Raw genomic sequence first — 18,492 nt, 5'->3', positions numbered from 1 at the left:
AAGAACTTATACACAAGGCAAATCACAAGAGAAATCAATAGCTGGCTTCGATTTCTGTGGATAACTTTGTTGAAATATCGGCTGTCTGATCTGGATCAGAATTACCACACATTGTCCAATGGCTTGGCATAAGCGCTGACAAAATTTTTTTATATATATCTTTCAGTGGGTTATATTTTTTGTTCGCTGCATGCGCCCGATAGCCGCAGGATATTGTGCTAGAGGGCCTGCTTTCCACATTGTGTGTATAAGTGCTTGCTCCGTTTCGGTGCCCGGGCCTGAGCGGGATCCAGACCCCGCTGCGCTTATCCACAATTTCTCGTTAAACAGCTGAGTTATCCACTGCAATTCTTTGATGGCATTGGAAAAAATAGTGCTTCAACGGGAACTTCCGCAAGCATGCGCTGCGCGTCAGCTGCATTTGCAGCGCACGGGGGCTTCAGCTTCCGATATGATTCAGAGCCGTTCCCTGACGGGCAGGGCCCACCGCTGTCCTGATACCGCTGATGCACGCGCCAACGCATCGGTCCAGCGCTTGCTGCATGATGCAGCTGCGCAGGTTCCTGGCTTGCAGTTGGGCCTGCCGACGTTGCCAGCCGAAGTCCCGACTTTTTGCGTTCCCCCTGCTTTCCTACTTGCTCCATGTCTCTGATCCGATCGATTCTGCACACGCTCTTCATGAGCCTGACGGTGATCCCCTACACCCTGACCATCCTGCTGCTGCGGGTGTGCGGTGCCAGCAGCCGGGCCCGTTATGCAGTGGCGCGCCGCTGGCTCAAGCTGTCGGCAGACAGCGCTGGCTGGTTCTGCGGCATTCGGGTGCGTATCCAGGGCATGGAGAATCTGCCCGTCTCCGGCCAGCCTGGCAGTGACAAGGGTGTGGTGCTGCTGTGCAAGCACCAGTCGACCTTTGAGACCTTTCTGATGCCCGCCATCATGCCGACGCCGCTGGCCTATGTGTTCAAAAAGGAGTTGCTGAAGATTCCTTTCTTTGGCTGGTCCATCGGCAGCCTGGACATGATCCATATCGACCGCAAGGACGGCAGCCGCGCGTTCCACAAGGTGGTGGAGCAGGGCAAGCGCCTGTTGGGCCAGGGCATCTGGGTGATCATGTTCCCCGAAGGCACGCGCATTGCTCGCGGTGAAAGCGGCGAGTACAAGACGGGCGCGACGCGCCTGGCGATCATGGCCGGTGCCCGGGTGGTGCCCATTGCTGTGACCTCTGCCAAATGCTGGCCGCGCAAGGCTTTTGTCAAGACGCCAGGCATTGTCGATGTGTCCGTCGGCAAGCCTATCGACAGCCAGGGCCGCAAGCATGATGAGTTGATGGCGGAGGTGGAGTACTGGATCGAGTCCGAAATGCGCCGCCTGGACCCGGAGGCCTATGTGGGCAAGCCTGCGCTGCAGGCACCTGCGACGGCGGCACCGTCCGCAGCTGCTGGGCCGGGTGCGGCCGCCCACTAAAGGAAAATGGCTGCTGTGTCCGCCGCTGAGCGCGCCTTGCTGAGGTTCTGCCGCAGAACGGGGTATCGCCATGGTTGATGTGCGTCGCCTGGTGCAGATGGCGCTGGACCTGTGGGAGCGCAGCGAGCCGGCTGCCGCTGCAGCGCCGGTGCCGCCACCGCCTCCAGCGGCCGCGGCGATAGCGGATGCCAGGCCGGTGTCACTGCCCGATTCCGCGCCTGCGGCGCCTCCGCTGCGCCTGCCAGTGCCGCCTCCCGCACCGGTCGCCCGCCCCGCTGCCCCTGCGGCACCGGCCTCCTTGCAGGCACACCCTGCTGCCAATCGCAGCATCCTGTTGCAAGGCCAGCGGGTGGCCTACTTGCTCCAGCGCGCCAAGCGGCGCAGCATTGGCTTTGTGGTGAGCGAAGACGGGTTGGTCGTGCGTGCGCCGCGCTGGGTGACGCAACCGGGCATTGACGAAGCGCTGCAGGACAAGGCCGGCTGGATTGTGCGCAAGATCGCCGAAATGCAGCAGCGGCGTGCCAGCAGCCTGAGCGCCAGCATCCAGTGGGAAGACGGCGCCAGCCTGCCGTTTCTAGGGCAGCCACTGCAACTGGTGGTGGACAGTGAGCAGCGCGTGGCGCGCTCCGGGGCGGTCTGGCGGGTCGAGGAAGACGTGCCGGGCTCGCCCTCGCGCCTGTACCTGGCGCTGCCTCCCAGTGCGGGGCGCACGCAGATTCGTGATCTGGTGCAGGCCTGGTTCATCCAGAGTGCACGTCAGCATTTCCTGGCGCGGCTGGCCCATTTTGCGCCGCTGCTGGGGGTGCACTACACCAGCTTGCGCCTGTCGAGTGCCGAGACGCGCTGGGGCAGCGCCAAGTCCGATGGATCGATCCGGCTGAACTGGCGGCTGATGCACTATGCGCCGGCCGTCATCGACTATGTGGTGGCCCATGAGCTGGCCCATTTGCGGGTGATGGACCACAGCCCCCGTTTTTGGGACACCGTGGCCGAGGTGGTGCCTGACCACCGCGCGCTGCGCCAGCAACTGAAGGACATGCCGGCCCCGCCCTGGGACCGGGCAGCGTAGCGGCGCTGGACCTACCCGCACTATTGAAGAGGTGTCTATGAGCTTGACCGCAGAACAGCAGACCATCGTGCCTGCCAATGGCTATGCCGGTGATATTGGTGCCCGGCTGGCCTGGCACTGGGTACAAAACCAGCAGGCCGTGCTGGTCGATGTGCGCACGGATGCAGAACGTGCCTGGGTCGGGCAGGTGCCCGGCGCCGTCGCCATTGCCTGGAAGCAGTGGCCGGATATGGCGATGAACCCCGATTTCGATGCCCAACTGCTGGCACTGGCCCAGCGGGCGCCGGGCGCCAAGATCGTGCTGCTGTGCCGCAGCGGGGTGCGCTCGGTAGCGGCGGCGCAGCGCGCCAGCCAGTTGGGGCTGGAGGCCTACAACATCCTGCAGGGCTTTGAGGGTGATGCGAATGCCCAGGGTCAACGCGGGCAGCTCGGGGGCTGGCGTTACCAGGGTTTGCCCTGGTCCCAATGAGCGCCGTAATCGTCGCTGCTTGTAACCGGGCTGCTTGCGAGGCAGTCGGAATACGGCTGACCCTGTAAACTTGTCCGCCTCATGATGGATGGAGTGACACATTGACTGTCGGTGTAGGCAGCGCCGCCTCTGCGCGCGCATTGGTGGATAGCGTGCGTGTGCACTGGCCGCTGGTGGTCAAGATGACGCGTCGTGAAGTGAGTGAGCGCTTCAAGGGATCGCTAGGCGGATGGCTGTGGGCGGTGCTGATACCGCTGTCCATGCTGGTGATCTACACCTTCGTGTTCTCCGTGGTGTTCAAGGCGCGCTGGGGTGAGGGGCCGGAGTCCAAGACCCAGTTCGCGATGGTGCTGTTTGCCGGACTGATCGTCTACGGACTGTTTTCCGATGTGCTCAACCGTGCGCCCCATCTGGTGCTGGCCAATGTGAACTACGTCAAGCGCGTGGTGTTCCCGCTGGAGATTCTGGTGGTGGTGGCCGTCTGCTCGGCCCTGTTCCAGGCGCTGGCCAGCCTGGCGGTACTGCTGGTGGCGCTTTTGGTGCTCAATGGCAAGATCCCGCTGACCGCCGTGCTGCTGCCGGTGGTCTGGATGCCTTTGGTGCTGCTCAGTGTCGGCGTGGGCTGGTTCTTTGCGTCGCTGGGTGTATTTGCCCGCGATCTCAAGCAGATCACCGGTGTGATGACGACCATGCTGATGTTCATCTCGCCGATTTTCTTCCCGGTGCATGCACTGCCTGCCAGCTTTCAAACCGCGATGTGGCTCAATCCGCTGACTTTTTTCATTGAACAGACGCGCGCCGTGCTGATCTGGGGCCGCATGCCGGACTGGACCGGCTGGGCGATCAGCATGCTGGCCTGCAGCCTGGTGGCCTGGCTGGGCTTCGCCTGGTTCCAGAAGACGCGCAAGGGATTTGCCGATGTCCTCTGAATCTCTGGCACTGGACGTACAGGGCCTGGGCAAGTGCTTCCATATCTATGACGCGCCCGGCGACCGCTTGCGGCAGTTTGTGATGCCGCGCCTCTCGCGCCTGCTGGGGCGTGAGGCCAAGCCCTACCACCGGGAGTTCTGGGCGTTGCGTGGGCTGGACCTGCAGGTGGCCAGGGGTGAGACCATTGGCATCATCGGCCGCAATGGCTCGGGCAAATCCACCTTCTTGCAGATGGTCTGCGGCACCTTGGCGCCCAGCTGCGGCGCGGTGACCACCCAGGGCCGCACCGCCGCGCTGCTGGAGCTGGGCGCCGGCTTCAACCCCGAGTTCTCGGGCCGGGACAATGTAGTGATGAACGCGGCGCTGCTGGGGCTGAGCGATGCACAGATCGCCGAGCGCTTTGACTCGATTGCCGCCTTTGCCGATATTGGCGAGTTCATCGACCAGCCGGTCAAGACCTATTCCAGCGGCATGTATGTGCGGCTGGCCTTTGCGGTGATCGCCCATGTGGACGCCGATATCCTGGTGGTGGACGAAGCACTGGCCGTGGGCGATGCGGTGTTCACCCAGAAGTGCATGCGTTTTCTGCGCAGCTTCATGGAGCGGGGCACCTTGCTTTTTGTCAGCCACGATACGGCTGCCATCAAGAGCCTGTGCGACCGCGTGGTCTGGATCGACAAAGGCCAGGTGATGCAGATCGGACCGACCAAGGAGGTCTGCGACCGCTACATGCAGGCCTGCTATGAGGCCGAGCAGGGCAGTGGCCCGGCGGCAGCAGCGCCACCAGCAGCACCTGTGTTCGACGCCAGCCTGCCCTGGCACGACCAGCGGCGCGATTTCTTCCGCGCAGAGCCGCTGCGCAATGACATCGAGGTGTTTCGCTTCAACCCCGAGGCGCCTTCGTTCGGCCTGGGTGGCGCTCGCATCACTGGCGCCTGGCTGATGGATACGCAGCAGCGTCCCCTGCACTGGGTGGTGGGGGGTGAGCCGGTGGTCTTGCGCATCCAGGCGCAGTGCCACCAGCCCCTGGCTTCGCCCATCGTCGGCTTTGTGGTCAAGGACCGCACCGGCCAGGCCGTTTTTGGCGACAACAGCTATTTGAGCTATCTGGGCCAGCCCGTGGCCTGTGCCAGCGGCCAGGTCCTGCAGGCCGAGTTCAGTTTTGACATGCCCCGGATGCCGGTGGGCCATTACGCGATCGACGTCGCGCTGGCCGATGGCTCGCAGCACGACCATGTGCAGCAACACTGGATCCAGGATGCGCTGCACTTCAAGTCCGAGTCCACGAACATGGCCACCGGTCTGCTTGGCATTCCGATGCGGTCCATCGTGCTGCAGGCCGGCCAGGCGCAACAGGAAACCTCTTCCCCATGAACCGTATGACAGACCTCCCGGGGCAGGCACGCGCCGACTATGACTGGCTGCTTCCCGCCGCCTTGTTGGAGCCCTACCATCTGACCCACCCCGCGCCTTGGGCGGGGCATATTCCCTTTGCCGCATGGCTGATGGCGGTGGCGCAGCCGCGCAGCCTGGTGGAGTTGGGGGCGTATTCCGGCATCTCCTACCTGGCTTTTTGCCAGGCCATTGCCGAGCAAGGCTTGATGACGCGCGCCTATGCGGTCGACACCTGGGAGGGCGATGCGCATGCAGGCGCCTACGGCGAGGGCATTTATGCCAGCCTGCGCCAGGCCCATGACCCGCACTACACCCAGTTCTCGACCTTGCTGCGCATGCGCTTTGACGAGGCCCTGCCCAGCTTTGCCGATGGCAGTGTCGATGTGCTGCATATCGATGGCCTGCACACCTACGAGGCGGTGCGCCATGATTTCGAGACTTGGCTGCCCAAGCTGAGCGAGCGCGGCGTGGTGCTGTTCCACGACAGCAATGTGCACCGTGATGACTTTGGCGTGCACCAGCTCTGGGCGGAGCTGGAGGGGCGTTACCCGAGCCTGCACTTTCCGCACAGCAATGGCCTGGGCGTGCTGCTGGTGGGCGCGCAGCAGCCTGCGTTGCTGCGCCGGCTGTGTGACCGCGGTGATGCGGTGTTTCAGCGCGAGGTCTGCCGGGTGTTTGCGGCGCTGGGAGCACGGCTGGAGGTCAAGGCCGAGATGATGGCGCTGCAGCATGCGCTGGGTGATCGGCAGCAGCATATCCAGACGCTGGAAACGGCCGGCCAGCAGCGCCACAGCTGGATCGAGAAGCTCGATGGCGATATCCGCAGCCTGGAGCTGGAGCGCGAGCAGCTGCGTGCGCATGTGGAGGGCTCCCAGGCCCAGGCCCAGCACAGCCAGAATGCGCTGGAGCAAGCCCAGGCCCAGGCCCAGTGGCTGACCGCCCGCCAGCAGCAGCAAGACATCAAGCTGCTGGCACTGCAGCAGGACCTCGCCCAGAAGCAGTGGCAGATCGAGCAGCAGACCCAGCAGATGCAGGCGCTGGCGCGCCAGCTGTCGCCGCTGTGGCGGCTCACCGATTTGCTGCGCAAATGCAAGTGTGCCGTCTTCCGCATCAAGCAGAAACTGGCGCCCTATGAGCCCGCCCTGGTTCGGCGTGTGCGCCACGCGCTGCGCCGCAAGATGCGCCAGGCCGGTGGCGCGCCTATACCCGCGGTAGCGCTGCTGCCCGGCAGCAACCGCCATTACGGCATTTTGGCGACAGCGCACACGCAGTTTGTCGCGCATGCGCTGGCCCGGGTGCTGCGCAAGGCGGGCTTTGAGGTGAGCCTGTTCCAGGATGTGCCCCCCGAAGGCTTTGGGCTGGACATGTACATCGTGGTCTGCCCACAGATGTTCAAGCAGCTGCCCCCGGGGGAGAGGCGTATCGTCTTCCAGATGGAGCAAAGCGTGAGTCCGCGCTGGTTCACTGACGAGTACCTGGCGATTTTGGAAAACTCGCTGTCCGCCTGGGACTATGCGCCGGCCAATCTGGCCTTTCTGGAGACCAAGGGAATTCGTTACCCCCACACCTTCCTGGTGCCGATCGGTGGCGTCGCCGCGTATTCGCAGCTGCTGCAGGACTGCGGCGAGCCGGCTTTGCCGGAGGTCGAACCGGGCTGCGACGTGCTGTTCTATGGCGATGTCAACGCCCCGCGCCGCCAGGAGATGCTGCAGGCGCTGCAGCGCCAGTTCTCGGTGCGGATCGAAGGCAATCTGTTTGGCGATGCCTTGCGCCAGGCGGTGCGCCAGGCGCGGGTGGTCGTCAACATCCACTACTACGAAGGTGCGCTGCTGGAGACCACCCGGGTCTACGAGTGCCTGAGCCTGGGCACGCCGGTGGTGACCGAGAGCAGTGCCGATATCCACCAGCATGCGGCCTTGCTGGACAACCCCGCGCTGCGGGTGACGCCGGTGGGCGATGCCCAGGCGATGGTGCAGGCGGTGCAGGAGATGCTGCAGCTGCAAGCGCAGGCGCCAGAGCAGGTGCAGCGTGGGTTGGTGGACGAGCTTGCCCGCAGCGGCCAGCAGTTCGAATTCATGGTGCTGCGCGCCCTCTATGCGCTGGGACGGATTGACACCGCACAGTGGGAGGCGCTGACCTCGTCGCAACCCTTGCCAGGCCGCTGCATGGTACTGAGCATGCCCGAGACCGTGCGCCGCCGTGCGCATTTCATCGAGCAGACCCTGCCGGGCCTGCAGACGGAGGTGAAAGTGTTTGACGGCGTGCGTTACAGCCCTGGCTGGTTGGGCTGTGCCATGAGCTACCAGTATCTGGCACGCAAGGCTTTGCAGACCGGGGTGGCGCAGCTGGAGATCATGGAAGACGATGTCGAGATGCCGCCCGACTATGCCCAGCGCCGGGCACGCATTGATGGCTGGTTGGACGCGCATCCTGGCGAGTGGGATATCTTTGCCGGCCTGATCGCCAAGATCCACCCGGGTACCCAGGTGCTGGAGGTGCAGGAGCAGGACGGCGAGACCTTTGTGGTGCTGGACCGCATGACCAGCATGGTGCACAACATCTACGCGCAGCCTGCATTGGAGGCACTGGCGCAGTGGGATTCGTCGATGCGCGATCCGCACACCAACACCATCGACAGCTACCTGCAGGGCCGCGCGCAGATGCGGGTCGTCACTACCTTGCCTTTCCTGGTGGCCCACACCACCGATATGGATTCCTCACTCTGGGGCATCAACAACCACGAATACCTGGCCGTCATCTACAAGGCGGAGCAGGATTTGCGGCAACTGGTGGATCGTTTCAAGCAGGCGCAGGGCCGCTGACCTGCTAGCCTGGATAAAAAAATCCCGCACCGGCCGAGCCGTGTGCGGGATTTTCGATTCAGGGCTGGGCCTGGATTACAGCGCAGGAATGCGCAGTTTCTGGCCGGGGTAGATCTTGTTGGGGTCGCTCAGCATCGGCTTGTTGGCCTCAAAGATGGTCATGTACTTGTTGGCATCGCCGTACATCTTCTTCGAGATGCCCGACAGCGTGTCGCCCGAGACCACATCGTAGTACTTGGCTTCTGGCTCGGGGTTGGTGACGGTCATCTGGTTATCCACGTCGCTGACGCTGGAGACATTGCCGCAGCACAGCGTGACCTTTTCCTTGGCAGCCTGGGTGGGTGCCACACCCGTCACGGTGACCTTGCCAGCGTCGAAGGCGACCTTCACATCGGATACGCCCAGGTTCTGGGTGCCGATGTATTTTTCGATGGCCGCGCCTGCCGCCGCGTTCAGGTCTTGCGGTGCGCTCGCAGCAGCAGCTTCTTTGCCGCCAAACAATTTTTCACCGGCTTCCTTGATAAAGCTGAACAGTCCCATGGTGACTCCTAGAGGGTTGGTTACAGGAAGCATTCAATATATAGGGGAATGGCAAAGGTATGAAGTCGGACAGAACCGCTTGAAAAAAATTCACAGTGCAGAGGCCGTTCATCCTTGGCGCCGCGCGGATGTTGCACGGGCAACAAGGCCGGCGGCTAAAAAGGCCGATAATGCCGCCCATGCATTTTCTGGCCATCGACGTAGGGAACACACGCCTCAAGTGGGCGATGTATGACGCAGCACAACCTGGCGCCGCTGTGCTGGCCCATGGCGTGGAGTTTTTGGACAATATCGAGCGTCTGGCCGAGGGCAGCTGGGCCGAGTTGCCGGAGCCGCAACACATGCTCGGCTGCGTGGTGGCTGGCGATGTGGTGCGCCGCCGCGTGCAGGCGCAGATGGACATCTGGGATCTGGCGCCGAACTGGGTGGTGTCCTCCAACGCCGAGGCGGGCCTGACCAATGGCTACGACCACCCCAGCCGCCTGGGCACGGACCGCTGGGTGGCGATGGTGGGTGCCTGGCACCATGTGCTGGCCCAGGGGCGCCAGCGCCCGGTGGTCGTGGTCATGGTGGGTACGGCGGTCACTGTCGAAGCCATTGATGCCGATGGCAAGTTTATGGGCGGTTTGATCCTGCCGGGCCACGGCATCATGCTCAAGGCACTGGAATCGGGCACCGCCGGGCTGCATGTGCCTACCGGCGAGGTGCGGCCGTTCCCCACCAATACCAGCGATGCGCTGACCAGCGGCGGCACCTATGCGATCGCTGGTGCGGTCGAACGCATGGTGCAGCATGTGACCGCCCACTGCGGGCAGGAGCCTGCCTGTGTGATGACAGGCGGTGCGGGCTGGAAGATGATGCCGAGCATGACCCGGCCCTTTGAACTGGTCGAGAACCTGATTTTTGACGGCCTGCTGCATATTGCCCGCAGCCGTTTTGGTTCGGCGGCCTGACACTTATCCACATGCGGTTACAGCGATAGCCCCTGGATGGGCCAAGGCCCGGCGGTGTGGCGGAAGGGCAATGCGATAATGGACGGTTATTTGTTGAACTACCTGTACTGACCATGATTCTCGTCACCGGAGGCGCCGGCTTTATCGGCTCGAATTTTGTGTTGGACTGGCTGGCGGGTTCCGATGAACCGGTGGTCAATCTCGACAAGCTGACCTACGCGGGTAATCTGCATAACCTTGCAAGCCTGCAGGGCGACAGCCGCCACCATTTTGTGCATGGCGACATCGGTGACCGCGCACTGCTCGACCGCCTGCTGGCCGAGCACCAGCCGCGTGCCATCGTGCACTTTGCGGCCGAGAGCCATGTGGACCGCTCGATCCACGGCCCCGAAGATTTCATCCAGACCAATGTGGTCGGTACCCTGCGCCTGCTTGAAGCCGCGCGCGCCTACTGGAGTGGCCTCGAAGGTGAACGCAAGGACGGTTTCCGCTTTCTGCATGTCTCGACCGACGAGGTCTACGGCAGCCTGGAGAAGGACGACCCGGCCTTCACCGAAACCCATAACTACGAGCCCAACAGCCCCTACAGCGCCAGCAAGGCCGCCAGCGACCACCTGGTGCGCGCCTGGTTCCATACCTACGGCCTGCCGGTGCTGACCACCAACTGCTCGAACAACTACGGCCCCTACCATTTCCCCGAGAAGCTGATCCCGCTGATGATCGTCAATGCGCTGGCCGGCAAGCACCTGCCGGTCTATGGCGACGGCATGCAGATCCGTGACTGGCTCTACGTCAAGGACCACTGCAGCGCCATCCGCCGCGTGCTGGAAGCGGGCCGTCCGGGTGAGACCTACAACGTGGGCGGCTGGAACGAGATGCCCAATATCGAGATCGTCAAGCATGTCTGCAGCCTGCTCGATGCGCAGCGCCCACGCGCCGATGGCCGCTCCTACGCCGAGCAGATCAGCTATGTGAAGGACCGCCCCGGCCATGACCGCCGCTATGCGATCGATGCGCGCAAGCTGGAAAAGGAGCTGGGCTGGAAGCCTGCAGAAACCTTTGACAGCGGTATCCGCAAGACCGTGCAGTGGTACCTGGACCACCAGGACTGGGTGGCCCAGGTGCAGTCGGGTGACTACAAGGACTGGGTCAGCAAACAGTACGCCTGACGGCGGGACGCAGGCGTGCCGGGCAGCTGCGTGCCAGGGCGCCTTACAGGACGATGCGATGAAAATACTGTTGTTGGGCAAGAACGGCCAGGTCGGTTGGGAGCTGCAACGCAGCCTGCTGCCACTGGGCGAAGTGGTGGCGCTGGACCGTGCCAGCACCCCGCTGTGCGGTGACCTGCTGCGCCCCGGGGCACTGGCCGAGACCGTGCGGGCGCTGGCGCCCGATGTGATCGTCAATGCGGCTGCCTATACCGCCGTGGACAAGGCCGAGAGCGAGCCCGAGGCGGCTCGTACCATCAATGCCGAGGCCGTGGGCGTGCTGGCGCGTGAGGCCCAGGCACTGGGCGCCTGGTTGGTGCATTACAGCACCGACTATGTCTTCGATGGCGGTGGCAACCAGCCCTGGCAAGAGGACCAGGCCACCGGCCCGCTGTCGGTCTACGGCCAGACCAAGCTCGAAGGCGAGCAACAGATCGCCGCCAGCGGCGTGAAGCATCTGATATTTCGCACCAGCTGGGTGTATGCAGCGCGCGGCGGCAACTTTGCCAAGACCATGCTGCGCCTGGCGCAGGAGCGCGACAAGCTGGCCGTCATCGACGACCAGTGGGGAGCGCCTACCGGTGCCGACCTCATCGCTGATGTGACCGCGCATGCGCTGCGCACGGCCATGGCGTCGGGCGAAGAAGACCTGAGCGGCATCTACCACCTGGTGGCGGGTGGCGAAACCACCTGGAACCGCTATGCCCGCTTTGTGCTGGAAACCGCGCGCAAGATCAACCCGGCGCTCAATTTGACCGCGCAGGAGGTGCAGGCGGTCGACACCTCGGCCTTCCCGACCCCCGCGCGCCGCCCCCACAATTCCCGTTTGAACACCCACAAATTGCAGCAGCGCTTTGCGCTGGATTTGCCCGACTGGCAGACCGGCGTGCAACGCATGCTGCAGGAGATTCTCTGAACATGACAGTGCAAGCACGCAAAGGCATCATTTTGGCGGGCGGCTCCGGCACCCGCCTGCACCCGGCGACCCTGGCGGTCAGCAAGCAGCTGCTGCCGGTGTACGACAAGCCGATGATCTACTACCCGCTGACCACCTTGATGCTGGCGGGGATCAAGGAGATCCTGATCATCAGCACGCCGCAGGACACCCCGCGCTTCGAGCAGCTGCTGGGCGATGGCAGCCAGTGGGGCATCCACTTGGAATACGCCGTGCAGCCCAGCCCTGATGGGCTGGCGCAGGCCTTTCTGATTGGCGAGGACTTTCTGGCCGGTGCGCCGAGCGCGCTGGTGCTGGGTGACAACATCTTCTATGGCCATGATTTCCACAAGCTGCTGGCCAGCGCGATGCAGCGTGATACGGGCGCCAGTGTCTTTGCCTACCATGTGACCGACCCCGAGCGCTATGGCGTGGCCGACTTTGACAAGCAGGGCAAGGTGTTGTCGCTGGAGGAAAAGCCCGCCAAGCCCAAGAGCAACTACGCGGTCACGGGCTTGTATTTCTATGACAGCCAGGTTGTGGATCTGGCCAAAAGCCTCCAGCCATCGCCTCGTGGCGAGCTGGAGATCACCGACCTGAACCGCCTGTACCTGGAGCAGGGGCAGCTGAGTGTGGAGATCATGGGCCGGGGCTATGCCTGGCTGGATACCGGCACGCATGACAGCCTGTTGGATGCAGGCCAGTTCATCGCCACGTTGGAAAGCCGCCAAGGCCTGAAGATTGCCTGCCCGGAAGAGATTGCCTGGCGCAGCGGCTATATCGGGGACGAGCAACTGGCGGCTCTGGCCAAACCCTTGGCCAAGAACGGCTACGGCCAGTACCTGCAGCGACTGTTGCAGGAGCCCAGGGAGTAAAGCCATGCAAGCGATTGATACGGCACTGCCGGACGTCAAGATCATCGAGCCCAAGGTGTTTGGCGATGCGCGCGGTTTTTTCTACGAGAGCTTCAACCAGCGGGCTTTTGATGCCGCCGTGGGCCGGCACTATGACTTTGTGCAGGACAACCACAGCAAGAGCAGCCGGGGTGTGTTGCGTGGCCTGCACTACCAGCTGGAGCAAGCGCAGGGCAAGCTGGTGCGGGTGGTGCAAGGCCGGGTGATTGATGTGGCCGTCGATATCCGCAAAAGCTCGGCGACTTTCGGCCACTGGGTGGCCGTCGAGCTGAGCGAAGACAACCAGCGCCAGCTGTGGGTGCCGCCCGGTTTTGCACATGGATTTGTGGTGGTCAGTGATACCGCCGAGTTTCTATACAAAACAACAGATTACTACGCGCCGGCCCACGAACGCTGCATTATCTGGAATGATGCACAGTTGTCGATTGACTGGCAGTTGAACGGCCTGGAGCCACAGCTGTCGGCCAAGGACCAGCAGGGCAAGGCCTTTGCCGAGGCCGATGTTTTTGCCTGAGTTTGCCTTTCCTACCAAATGTCTCCCATGCCTGGCCCCTACACTGGGTGCCCTATAGGCTAAGGGGATGGATACCACGCCTGCCATAGGCTTCAGAGACCATAGACGCATGAGCACCAGCACCATTGACGATTTCAGCGACGCAGCCCTGGCCCTTGGGTCCGGGCGCCGCCCTTTGCTGGGCGAGATGCTGGTGCAGGCCGGCAAGCTGTCGCCGCGCGACCTGGAGCGTGCGCTGCAGGCGCAGCAGGAGATGGGCAGCCTCATCGGCCAGGTGCTGGTCCAGCTGGGCCTGGTCTCCGAGCCGGATTTGATGCAGACGCTGGCCACCCAGCTGCAGATCCCTTTCACCTTGGGTACGGATTTTCCGGCCGAGGCGATCAGCGTTCCGGGCCTGATGCCCGAGTTCCAGCAGTCGCAGCACGTCTTTCCGTTGCAACTGCAAGATGGTGTGCTGGACGTGGCGATGGCTTCGCCCCAGGATCCGTTCGTCATCAAGGCCCTGCAGATGTCGACCGGTCTGCAGATTCGCCCGCATCTGGCACTGCAGGCCGATATTGAAAAAGCGCTGCAGGAGCCTGAGCCGGAAGCCGAAGAGGAAGACGGCGATGACATGTTTGGCGACGGCTCCGATGTCGGCGACTTTGTCGAGCATCTGAAGGACCTGGCCAGCGAGGCGCCGGTGATCCGCCTGGTCAACAGCATCATCGGCAAGGTGACCGATCTGCGTGCGTCTGACATTCACCTGGAGCCTTTTGACGATGGCCTGCATGTGCGCTACCGCGTCGATGGCGTGATCCACCCCGGTGAGCTGGTGCCGCCACGCCTGTCCGCGGCCGTAGGCTCGCGTGTCAAGCTGATGGCGCATCTGGACATTGCCGAGCGCCGGCTGCCGCAAGACGGCCGCATCAAGACCCGCGTCAAGGGCCGTGAGCTCGACCTGCGGGTCTCCACCGTGCCTACCGTGCATGGCGAGAGCATCGTGATGCGTGTGCTGGACCGCGCCAGCGTGCGGTTGCAGCTGGAAACCATGGGCTTTGCGAAGGACACGCTGTCCAAGTTCAACGACCTGCTGGCCCGCCCGCACGGCATTTTGCTGGTGACCGGGCCCACGGGTTCGGGCAAGACCACTACCTTGTATGCGGCGCTGTCCAAGATCGATGCGCTGGAAAACAAGATCATCACCGTGGAGGACCCGGTCGAGTACCAGCTCGAAGGGATCAACCAGATCCAAGTGCATGCCCAGATCAACCTGACCTTTGCCAACGCGCTGCGCTCCATCCTGCGCCAGGACCCGGACATCATCATGATCGGTGAAATGCGCGACGGTGAAACGGCGCAGATTGCCGTGCAGTCCGCGCTGACGGGTCACCTGGTGCTGTCTACCCTGCACACCAACACCGCTGCCGGTGCCATCACCCGTATGCAGGACATGGGCGTGGAGAGCTACCTGATCACCTCCTCTGTCAACGGCGTGCTGGCGCAGCGCCTGGTGCGCACCTTGTGCGGCAATTGCAAGGAGGCCTACGAGCCTGGCGAGGAGGTGCGCAAGCGCTCCGGCTTGGCGCGCTTCAGCGAAGTGGGCCAGCCCATCTACCGTGCGGTGGGCTGCAACGCCTGCCGCCAGACCGGCTACAAGGGCCGTACCGGCATCCATGAGCTTTTCGTGCTCGATGAGCCGATGCGCAATGCCATCAATGCGGGTAAGGATTCGAACGAGCTGTTCAACCTGGCGGCCAAGTCCGGCATGCTGAGTCTGCACGAGGACGGCCTGCGCAAGGTGGCCGCCGGCATGACCACGTTGGACGAAGTCGCCCGCGTCACCCAGGACCAGATCGATGGCTGATTTTGCCTGGCACGCGATCAATGCTGCGGGCGAGCAGGTTCGCGGCACTTTCCAAGCGCCCAATGCGGCGGCCGTGCAAAAGCACCTGCGTGCGCAAAAGCTCACGCCGGTGCGCATTGTCGACGCGGCAGATGCTGCTGCACTGATGCCCGCGGGGGCCAAGGCAGCAGGGGCCAAGCCGGCCGCTGCGGCCAGCGCGATTGGCAAGGCCAAGGCGACCAAGTCACAAAAGGGCCCGGCCAAGGCCGCTGATGTGCTGGCGATGACCTCGGAGCTGTCGATCATGCTCAAAGCCGGCCTCGCGCTGGACAATGCACTGCGCGTGCTGATCGACATGGCCTTCAAGGACAGCATGCGCGAGCTGCTGACCGGCGTATTGGAAGCCGTCAAGGGCGGGGTGCCGCTGTCCAAGGCGCTGATGGTGCACCAGGAACTGTTTGGCGATTTCTACATCAACATGGTGCGCTCGGGTGAGGCCAGCGGCCAGATGTCGGCCGTGTTGCAGCGGCTGGTCGAGCATCTGGAGCGCCAGCGCGCGCTCAAGGAAAGCGTGGTCTCGGCCACCATCTACCCGATGATTCTGGTGGCGGTCGCGATTCTGTCGCTGATCGCGATGCTGGGCTTTGTGGTGCCGCAGTTCGAGAAACTGTTCACCGACATGGGGGATGCGCTGCCCACGCCGACCAAGATCGTGATGACCATTGGCCAGGTGTTCCGCAAGAACGGCTGGGTGGTGTTGCTCGGTGGCGCGGCGGTGGTCTACCTGCTGCGCAGCTGGCTGCGCTCGCCCAAGGGCCGCTTGTGGTGGCAGGGTGTGTTGCTGCGCATGCCGATTCTGGGGCGCCTGGCGCTCAAGTACCAGCTGACCCTGTATTCGCGCTCGCTGGGCACCTTGCTGGGCAATGGTGTGCCGTTGCTGACGGCGCTGCATATTGCGACCGATACGGTCAGCAACCGCCTGATCCAGGCGGAGCTGGCCAAGATTCCGCCCATCGTCAAGGAAGGCGGCAAGATGGTGCAGGCGATGAACACCACGACGGTGTTCGAGCCGCTGGCGGTGAACCTGGTGCGCGTCGGTGAAGAGACCGGGCGCCTGGGCTCGATGATGCTGGAGCTGTCGAATATATTGAACCGCGAGGTGGAAACCGGCATCAAACGCGCCCTGACGATGATCGAGCCTGTGCTGATCCTCGTCCTGGGCATCATGATTGCCTCCATCATTGTGTCGATCCTGATGGGCATTCTGTCCGTCAACGATCTGGCTGCTTAATTTTTATACTGCAAGGAGAGCCCGCCATGAAGGCCTTTTTCACCCAAAAGACGCCACGCAAGAGCCGTGGTTTTACGCTGATCGAACTGCTGGTGGTGCTGGCCATCTTGACCTTGCTGGCCGGTCTGGTCGGCCCCAAGGTGCTGAGCCAGTTGGGCGGCGCCAAGTCCAAGACTGCGGGCGTGCAGATTGCTGACCTGCAGAAGGCACTCGATATCTTCAAGCTGGACACTGGCCGCTACCCGACCACCGAAGAAGGTCTGGATGCGCTGGCCAAGCAGCCGGGCAATGTGCGCGGCTGGAACGGTCCGTATCTGTCGGGCGGCGTTCCCAATGACCCTTGGAACAACCCCTACCGTTACAGCTACAACGGTGGCCGGGTGGAGATCCTGTCGCTGGGCGCCGATGGTCAGCCTGGTGGTGAAGGCGAAGCTGCCGATGTGCGCAACGCGCAGTAACCCGGCCTGCGTTTCTTCTCAGGTTTGACCAGGAACTCCCCGTGCCGACTGCCTTGCCATGGCTGAGCCGACACCCGCGCGCCGCAAAGCGCCCAGCAGCCCATCAAGGCTTTACCTTGATAGAGCTGATGGTGGTGTTCGCCATCATGGCCCTGGTGGTGGCGATGGCGCCGGTCGCCTATGACCGGCTCAAGGACGGGGTGCAGTACCGTGACACCGTGCGCACAATGATCAGCCAACTGCGTTCGGCCCGGTATGTTGCGGTGTCCCAAGGTGAGCCAGTGCGCTTTACCGTCGACCTGCAGACCCGGCACTACGGCTATGCGGGCTCGGTCAAGGACATTCCAGAGACCGTGGATCTGCGCACCACGGTGGCAGATCGCGAGTTTGTGCCCAACAGTTCGGCCTCGATCGTGTTCCTGGCCTCGGGCGGCTCGACCGGCGGCAGTGTGGAGATTCTGCGCAAGAATGGTGCCGGCACGCGCTTGCGGGTGGACTGGCTGTCGGGCCGGGTCACCCAGGAGCCTTTGTTCCAATGAGGCAGCAGTCGTCTCTGTCCCGGTGGACCCGGCGCCAGCGTGGCATGACCCTGCTGGAGATTCTGGTGGCGCTGTCCATCATGGCGATCTCATTGGGCATGATCTACCGGGCCACCGGCAGCAATGCGCGCAGCGTCGGCGATCTCGATCGTTACCAATATGCGGTACAGCTGGCGCAGTCCATCATGGACTCGCGCGATTCGGTCTATGAAAGCGGCTGGAACGAGTCCGGCCAGAGCAATGGCTACCAATGGAGCGTGCAGAGCGCACCGTTCAAGACCGGAGTGGACGAGAGCCCGAACATCCCCGTGCTCCATGAGGTGCATATCAGCGTGAACTGGGCGGAGGGCGACCGCCCGCGTGTGTTCGAGCTCACCACCTTGCGTGCACAGCGCCGGCCACCCGATCCTGCTGAGAATGTGGTGCCTGCAGGATGAGCCGCATTCGTACTTCTTTATGGACGCATGGCAATCCATGCCCACGCCGCACGGCCGCCGGCTTCACGCTGGTGGAGATGCTGGTGGCCATGTCCTTGCTGTCGCTGATCGTCTTGGGTCTGGCCGGCGCCATGGGAACAATGGGCCGCACCGAAACCAGTATCGACAACCGGCTCGAACGCATGGACGAGTCGCGTGCCAGCACCGATTTTTTGCGTGCCGTGCTGGGCCGTATCTCTGCCAAACGCGTGCAGGGCTTGCAGCAGCAGGGCATGCTCAGTGCCGCGCCTTCGGCATTTTTCTTTGAAGGCGCTGGCCAGTCGATGACCTGGGTAGGGGTGATGCCTGCGCGCTACGGCGTTGGTGGCCGCTACCATTTCCGGCTGGCAATGGGCAGCTACGACGGCGCACCGGCCATTGTTCTGAGTTATTTGCCCTGGACCGATGCGCAGACGCTGCCCGACTGGGGTGCGGCGCAGACGTATCCGCTGCTGACGCATGCGACCGGTTTGTCTTTTCAGTACCTGGATGGCGCGATCGATCCGCCGCAATGGGGCAGCGACTGGGGGGCGGTCGACCGGCTCCCCCAGGCGGTGCAGGTGGTGATGACTACCGACACCTCGGTGCTGCCACCGGTGGTGGTGCAGTTGCGCGTGATGCCTGCTGGCGACCCACGCGGCGGTGGTGGTGGTGCGAGCCTGGGAGGTTCCTTGGGATGATGCGAGCACCT

18 protein-coding genes are annotated in these 18,492 nt (G+C 63.2%); 17 read left to right on the top strand and 1 reads right to left on the bottom strand.

The window, feature by feature from the left end; genetic code table 11:
- Positions 1 to 642: 642 nt before the first annotated feature.
- The 6 genes from AB7A72_RS19455 to AB7A72_RS19430 all read left to right on the top strand — a co-directional run bounded on the left by AB7A72_RS19455 (position 643) and on the right by AB7A72_RS19430 (position 8,149).
- The gene (locus AB7A72_RS19455; RefSeq protein ID WP_369460879.1) at positions 643 to 1,464 is read left to right on the top strand and encodes a lysophospholipid acyltransferase family protein; all 822 of its coding nucleotides are present in this window, start codon (positions 643 to 645) and stop codon (positions 1,462 to 1,464) included.
- A 79-nt stretch (positions 1,465 to 1,543) separates the two neighbouring features.
- The gene (locus tag AB7A72_RS19450) at positions 1,544 to 2,533 is read left to right on the top strand and encodes a M48 family metallopeptidase (protein WP_373450658.1); all 990 of its coding nucleotides are present in this window, start codon (positions 1,544 to 1,546) and stop codon (positions 2,531 to 2,533) included.
- A 37-nt stretch (positions 2,534 to 2,570) separates the two neighbouring features.
- Positions 2,571 to 3,002 carry a rhodanese-like domain-containing protein gene (locus tag AB7A72_RS19445; RefSeq protein WP_239810558.1) on the top strand — a complete coding sequence of 144 codons (432 nt, stop codon included), beginning with the start codon at positions 2,571 to 2,573 and terminating at the stop codon, positions 3,000 to 3,002.
- 182 nt (positions 3,003 to 3,184) lie between these two features.
- Positions 3,185 to 3,931, top strand: coding sequence for an ABC transporter permease (locus tag AB7A72_RS19440; protein WP_373450657.1), 747 nt, complete (start codon positions 3,185 to 3,187; stop codon positions 3,929 to 3,931).
- Positions 3,921 to 5,306 carry an ABC transporter ATP-binding protein gene (locus AB7A72_RS19435; protein ID WP_369460878.1) on the top strand — a complete coding sequence of 462 codons (1,386 nt, stop codon included), beginning with the start codon at positions 3,921 to 3,923 and terminating at the stop codon, positions 5,304 to 5,306. Before AB7A72_RS19440 ends, AB7A72_RS19435 begins: the two co-directional genes overlap by 11 nt.
- A gap of 5 nt (positions 5,307 to 5,311) precedes the next feature.
- Entirely contained in the window at positions 5,312 to 8,149 is a 2,838-nt protein-coding gene (locus tag AB7A72_RS19430; protein ID WP_369460877.1) for a class I SAM-dependent methyltransferase, read from the top strand.
- A 75-nt stretch (positions 8,150 to 8,224) separates the two neighbouring features.
- Here AB7A72_RS19430 and lysM read toward each other — a convergent pair whose 3' ends face one another.
- Complete coding sequence (gene lysM / locus AB7A72_RS19425; RefSeq protein WP_239810562.1) at positions 8,225 to 8,689, bottom strand: peptidoglycan-binding protein LysM; 465 nt, start codon at positions 8,687 to 8,689, stop codon at positions 8,225 to 8,227.
- 179 nt (positions 8,690 to 8,868) lie between these two features.
- On the opposite strand from lysM, the gene AB7A72_RS19420 reads away from it, so the two are divergent.
- The 11 genes from AB7A72_RS19420 (at position 8,869) to AB7A72_RS19370 (ending at position 18,481) form a co-directional block, all read left to right on the top strand.
- On the top strand, positions 8,869 to 9,642 hold the full coding sequence (locus tag AB7A72_RS19420) for a type III pantothenate kinase (RefSeq protein WP_369460876.1): 774 nt from the start codon (positions 8,869 to 8,871) through the stop codon (positions 9,640 to 9,642).
- Between the two features lie 113 nt (positions 9,643 to 9,755).
- Positions 9,756 to 10,811, top strand: a complete 1,056-nt coding sequence (gene rfbB / locus AB7A72_RS19415; protein WP_239810564.1) for a dTDP-glucose 4,6-dehydratase — start codon at positions 9,756 to 9,758, stop codon at positions 10,809 to 10,811.
- Positions 10,774 to 11,766 (top strand): dTDP-4-dehydrorhamnose reductase, encoded by a 993-nt coding sequence (rfbD, locus tag AB7A72_RS19410; protein ID WP_256460951.1) that lies wholly within the window; start codon positions 10,774 to 10,776, stop codon positions 11,764 to 11,766. Before rfbB ends, rfbD begins: the two co-directional genes overlap by 38 nt.
- Positions 11,767 to 11,768: 2 nt before the next feature.
- On the top strand, positions 11,769 to 12,659 hold the full coding sequence (rfbA, locus tag AB7A72_RS19405; RefSeq protein ID WP_239810566.1) for a glucose-1-phosphate thymidylyltransferase RfbA: 891 nt from the start codon (positions 11,769 to 11,771) through the stop codon (positions 12,657 to 12,659).
- Positions 12,660 to 12,663: 4 nt separating this feature from the next.
- On the top strand, positions 12,664 to 13,212 hold the full coding sequence (rfbC, locus tag AB7A72_RS19400) for a dTDP-4-dehydrorhamnose 3,5-epimerase (protein WP_239810567.1): 549 nt from the start codon (positions 12,664 to 12,666) through the stop codon (positions 13,210 to 13,212).
- A 187-nt stretch (positions 13,213 to 13,399) separates the two neighbouring features.
- Positions 13,400 to 15,058 (top strand): type II secretion system ATPase GspE, encoded by a 1,659-nt coding sequence (gene gspE, locus AB7A72_RS19395; protein ID WP_373450656.1) that lies wholly within the window; start codon positions 13,400 to 13,402, stop codon positions 15,056 to 15,058.
- Positions 15,051 to 16,328: a type II secretion system F family protein gene (locus AB7A72_RS19390; RefSeq protein WP_312417075.1), complete on the top strand. Its 1,278-nt coding sequence runs from the start codon at positions 15,051 to 15,053 to the stop codon at positions 16,326 to 16,328. Before gspE ends, AB7A72_RS19390 begins: the two co-directional genes overlap by 8 nt.
- A 26-nt stretch (positions 16,329 to 16,354) precedes the next feature.
- Complete coding sequence (gene gspG / locus AB7A72_RS19385; RefSeq protein WP_239810570.1) at positions 16,355 to 16,786, top strand: type II secretion system major pseudopilin GspG; 432 nt, start codon at positions 16,355 to 16,357, stop codon at positions 16,784 to 16,786.
- Between the two features lie 41 nt (positions 16,787 to 16,827).
- On the top strand, positions 16,828 to 17,325 hold the full coding sequence (locus AB7A72_RS19380) for a GspH/FimT family pseudopilin (protein WP_239810571.1): 498 nt from the start codon (positions 16,828 to 16,830) through the stop codon (positions 17,323 to 17,325).
- Positions 17,322 to 17,762: a type IV pilus modification PilV family protein gene (locus tag AB7A72_RS19375; protein WP_256460952.1), complete on the top strand. Its 441-nt coding sequence runs from the start codon at positions 17,322 to 17,324 to the stop codon at positions 17,760 to 17,762. Before AB7A72_RS19380 ends, AB7A72_RS19375 begins: the two co-directional genes overlap by 4 nt.
- On the top strand, positions 17,759 to 18,481 hold the full coding sequence (locus AB7A72_RS19370) for a prepilin-type N-terminal cleavage/methylation domain-containing protein (RefSeq protein ID WP_239810573.1): 723 nt from the start codon (positions 17,759 to 17,761) through the stop codon (positions 18,479 to 18,481). Before AB7A72_RS19375 ends, AB7A72_RS19370 begins: the two co-directional genes overlap by 4 nt.
- Positions 18,482 to 18,492 lie beyond the last annotated feature (11 nt).

The sequence above is a fragment of the Comamonas sediminis genome, from assembly GCF_041107495.1.
Taxonomy (GTDB): domain Bacteria; phylum Pseudomonadota; class Gammaproteobacteria; order Burkholderiales; family Burkholderiaceae_C; genus Comamonas; species Comamonas sediminis.
Note: the sequence above shows the minus strand (reverse complement) of the source record. Positions and strands in the feature narration are given on the sequence as shown.

Bases quoted from the DNA above. Each gene is read 5' to 3' on its own strand.
- AB7A72_RS19455 (WP_369460879.1), top strand. From the start codon at position 643: ATGTCTCTGATCCGATCGATTCTGCACACGCTCTTCATGAGCCTGACG.
- AB7A72_RS19445 (WP_239810558.1), top strand. From the start codon at position 2,571: ATGAGCTTGACCGCAGAACAGCAGACCATCGTGCCTGCCAATGGCTAT.
- AB7A72_RS19440 (WP_373450657.1), top strand. From the start codon at position 3,185: ATGACGCGTCGTGAAGTGAGTGAGCGCTTCAAGGGATCGCTAGGCGGA.
- AB7A72_RS19435 (WP_369460878.1), top strand. From the start codon at position 3,921: ATGTCCTCTGAATCTCTGGCACTGGACGTACAGGGCCTGGGCAAGTGC.
- AB7A72_RS19430 (WP_369460877.1), top strand. From the start codon at position 5,312: ATGACAGACCTCCCGGGGCAGGCACGCGCCGACTATGACTGGCTGCTT.
- lysM (WP_239810562.1), bottom strand. From the start codon at position 8,689: ATGGGACTGTTCAGCTTTATCAAGGAAGCCGGTGAAAAATTGTTTGGC.
- AB7A72_RS19420 (WP_369460876.1), top strand. From the start codon at position 8,869: ATGCATTTTCTGGCCATCGACGTAGGGAACACACGCCTCAAGTGGGCG.
- rfbB (WP_239810564.1), top strand. From the start codon at position 9,756: ATGATTCTCGTCACCGGAGGCGCCGGCTTTATCGGCTCGAATTTTGTG.
- rfbA (WP_239810566.1), top strand. From the start codon at position 11,769: ATGACAGTGCAAGCACGCAAAGGCATCATTTTGGCGGGCGGCTCCGGC.
- rfbC (WP_239810567.1), top strand. From the start codon at position 12,664: ATGCAAGCGATTGATACGGCACTGCCGGACGTCAAGATCATCGAGCCC.
- gspE (WP_373450656.1), top strand. From the start codon at position 13,400: ATGCTGGTGCAGGCCGGCAAGCTGTCGCCGCGCGACCTGGAGCGTGCG.
- AB7A72_RS19390 (WP_312417075.1), top strand. From the start codon at position 15,051: ATGGCTGATTTTGCCTGGCACGCGATCAATGCTGCGGGCGAGCAGGTT.
- gspG (WP_239810570.1), top strand. From the start codon at position 16,355: ATGAAGGCCTTTTTCACCCAAAAGACGCCACGCAAGAGCCGTGGTTTT.
- AB7A72_RS19375 (WP_256460952.1), top strand. From the start codon at position 17,322: ATGAGGCAGCAGTCGTCTCTGTCCCGGTGGACCCGGCGCCAGCGTGGC.
- AB7A72_RS19370 (WP_239810573.1), top strand. From the start codon at position 17,759: ATGAGCCGCATTCGTACTTCTTTATGGACGCATGGCAATCCATGCCCA.